Origin of the sequence: uncultured Sutterella sp., from assembly GCF_937923675.1 — a bacterium.
Taxonomy (GTDB): domain Bacteria; phylum Pseudomonadota; class Gammaproteobacteria; order Burkholderiales; family Burkholderiaceae_F; genus Sutterella.
The window spans coordinates 1-3466 of record NZ_CALDXB010000066.1 but is presented as its reverse complement, the minus strand read 5'-3'; the positions used below and the strand labels follow the sequence as shown (position 1 = coordinate 3466).

Sequence of the window (3466 nt, the reverse complement as noted above, 5' to 3'; positions counted from 1 at the left end):
AACTCTGAAATTTTCAGAATTTACAGGCATTTATTTTATGGAAGTCCCCTTAATATTCTTCGTGGTCAGCAGCTTTCCATTAGCGGGGATGGTACGTATCATAACGAGGATGCGGGCCATCAGGGCGACTATAATTATTTATACCTTCATCAAGGCATTAATGGTTCCGGCGGTATCCTGGTTCAGGACGGCGAATCGCTCTATTTGTCGGGCACTAATAATTTCACTGGTTCAGTCACCGTTGGAAATGATGCATCTCTGGCTGTCTGGGATTCCCATGCCATCAGCAAATCATCTGCACTTGTTCTTCATGCGGGGGCAAGATTCTGGGTGGGCAACTACGCTGGCAATCTAAAGGAATTCAGCCAAATCAAAAATATAACGCTTTATGTTGCTCCTGGAAACAAGGAGACATATATCGGTGATGGGACCTTTGATCTGAAGGGGGCCGACTCAGGCTTCGTTATTACGGATGGAAGTACGGGAGGGTCTTCTTCCGGCGAATTGATCACGAGCCTGCATAGGGCAAAAGTCACGCTCACCAACGAAGCAGCGCTCGACATTAATTATTACGAGCCGAATGAATTTAATCCTGCACGTAGCCATGTTTCCGTCCTCAGAGTCGGTCATAAGGATCTGGATAAACAACAGGATCCGGCTTCGTTAACCGTTGGCAGTGGTGCGGTGGCTCGCCTCGGCAATGGCTATATTCAGGTGATGAATAACGGCACGCTGACGCTCGACAAAAATTCATCCGTTACTTTCGGTTCTCATAATGACGGCCTTTTTGAAAAGGCATCTGCTAATGCCGGAAAGGCAGAAGATCATTTTTCAATTGAACTCAATAAGGGATCGACCTTCAATGTAAATATTGACGCGGATAATAAGATTCACGCGGATCATATTCTTTCGAAGGACCATACGCATGCCGTTATCGGCCAGCCGGGCAAAGGCGCTGACACTCCCTGGTTCAATCTGAGCCCCAGCGGTTCCGGCAGCACCGGGAGCAGCACTGCCGGCGTCAATCTGAGCATGACGCAGGCAGTCATTGATCGCGTGCAGTCAAAGGTGAAAGATAACTCCTTTGATGATCAGAAGCTTGCCGGCCAGGAAAACATCGCGGCTCTGAAGAAGCTTCTCGACACCGGGGCGCTTCAGGCTGGTGCTACAAAGTCGCTGCAGGACTTGCATGCTTCCGCTCTGAGCAAAGGCGTCACTGAAGAAGAGTTCTATCAGGCCATGGGCGCCTTCCTGACGCTGGGTCTGAAGCGTGAGAATGGATGGCAGGACTATCGCTTTACGATGGATGCAAACGGCGTCTACATCAACGGCGAGGCGGTTCGTCAGTGGGAAAACATGACGAAGGTAAAGCTTTCGCTCCAGAACCTCACGAACGAGACGGTGGCGCTCCTCTTCAAAGACCATGACAACGTGCCGGTCTCAGGCGCCGTCAATCTGATCCATCACGTTGTTGAGCACTACACGATGGATGTGGAGCCTGCCAACTTCTATCTCGCTGCCCGCATGATCGACAGCGCAGGTCAGCTCGTCAGCGTCGGCGGTGCTCAGACGATTGCCTGGGATATGCTGCAGAATCGCCGCGACTCCTTCAGCCGCCAGCGTGACCGCGCCTTTGAACGCATCCTTCCGGGAGAGACGAATCTCTGGGCTGACGGCCTCTTCATGCGCAACAAGTCGAACGGCCTCTGGAACGATCTGAACGGCGACCGCGACGTGAGCACGGACCTCTCGGGCGTTATTGCCGGCCTCGATCACAAGGTCTCCCCGACGGTTCTTCTCGGCGGCTCCCTGAGCGTTCTGCGCGGCGACTCGACGGGCGAACTCGGAGCGGGGCTTCCGAAGGTTGAAAACGACATCGACAGCTACGCGGGCTCGCTCTACGGCACCTGGGCTCTCACGGACAACTCGAGGATCGTCTGGGACGTCGCCGTTCAGAACGGCAAGAACGATGTCTCGATGCAGTTCCAGTCGTTTGTCGGCGATAAGCCGCTCTATAAGACTGAGGCGGATGCGGACACGTGGGCTGCTCAGTTAACGGCCGGCTATCAGTATGACTTCCATCTTGCGAATGTCACGCTGACGCCTTTCGCGCTCCTCCAGTACACCTATCTGAGGACGCAGGGCTACACGACTACGGTTGACGGACTCGACGCCTTCCACGTTGACGCAGCCAAGCAGAACATCTACAGCATCCCGGTCGGCGTGAAGGCTTCCGCGGACTTCACGTTCGCGGGGAACCTCGCGCTTCGCCCCTGGATGAGCCTTTACGTTCAGCCCAATTTCGGCGACAAGGATGTCGACAACCGGGTAACTGCCGTTGGACTCACCTCTGTGGACCATGTGTCTCCTGATGTCATCGGGGATACCTCATACGGAGCCGCAGCCGGCGTGAACTTCATCACGGGCGAGACGTTCTCGTCAGGACTGAGCTACAGCTTCAACGGGTCTGACAGTTCGAAGAACCATTCCTTCACGCTGAACGCCGTCTGGAAGTTCTAAGCCGGATGTTCGGGAAGCCCGGGCCTGCGGCGCTTTAATGCTCCGCAGGCGGCTCGGTGAGCCGGGCGGGCTTCAGACGCCTTTTCCCGGGGAGAAGCCGGAAGCAATGCACATGGAGAACCGAGTCGAGGCCCTGCCGAATGTGATTTTCGCAGCGATCGCGATTCCACCTCATTCGTTTCTTGCTTCATGACGCTCCTCCCCGGAAGAACGCGTCGCGTGAAGTGCCTTCAACTCCTTGAGATTGATCTGACAACGCTTATGGCGCGCAATCTGCACATTCAATCAGACGCTGATGCATGCATGCCGCTTAATGCTCCATTGCTTCCCCGGGAAGAGGAAATTCTGAACCACATCAACGCTGCATTACGCATCGGAGCGCTTGATCGTGCGATTGAACTTCTCGGCGAGCTGACGAAGGGCAGAGGCATGTCCCGATTTGCCCAGAAGACCGGCCTCAATCGGAGTCATCTGTACCGGGCATTGCAGGTAGGCGGCAATCCAAGTCTTGATCTCGTTATGAGGATTTGTGAAGAAATGAACCTGTTCATCCAGGTTGTCAGAAATTCAAAAGAATTTCAGGAATGATCCGTAAATACAGATAAATATTTTTAGAAAATATTTTTCTCATCAGCGGATATTTATTTCGTTGTCTTGATTTTTTGGAAATGCTGTTATGAATAGTTCTTCATCCATTCGTTGCGGCTTTCATGAATTGAGATTTGCTCTTTTTGATGCGTCTGAGGGTCGGCGTTTTTTTTAAATTCGCCGAATCGATCGGACGATTACGAATTTGGTTGGTTTTCTCTGACACCCAGTTCAGAGAAATTATTTTTTAGGGAGGAAACCTAAAATGAATAAAACCTACAAGGTCGCACGTTCTCTTTCGAGCAGGGCGATCGCAGAATCCGAAAAGTTAATGAGTGCTTCTCTTTGCAATTTTCAA

The 3466-nt window shown here is 52.4% G+C and carries 3 protein-coding genes; all 3 read left to right on the top strand.

Features of this window, described 5'->3' with window-relative positions; genetic code table 11:
- Positions 1 to 355: hypothetical protein (locus tag Q0106_RS07800; protein ID WP_297611193.1), on the top strand; the 355-nt coding region annotated here is incomplete at its 5' end.
- A 149-nt stretch (positions 356 to 504) separates the two neighbouring features.
- Entirely contained in the window at positions 505 to 2520 is a 2016-nt protein-coding gene (locus tag Q0106_RS07795) for an autotransporter outer membrane beta-barrel domain-containing protein (RefSeq protein WP_297611190.1), read from the top strand.
- Between the two features lie 219 nt (positions 2521 to 2739).
- Positions 2740 to 3108 carry an addiction module antidote protein gene (locus Q0106_RS07790; protein ID WP_297611187.1) on the top strand — a complete coding sequence of 123 codons (369 nt, stop codon included), beginning with the start codon at positions 2740 to 2742 and terminating at the stop codon, positions 3106 to 3108.
- Positions 3109 to 3466 lie beyond the last annotated feature (358 nt).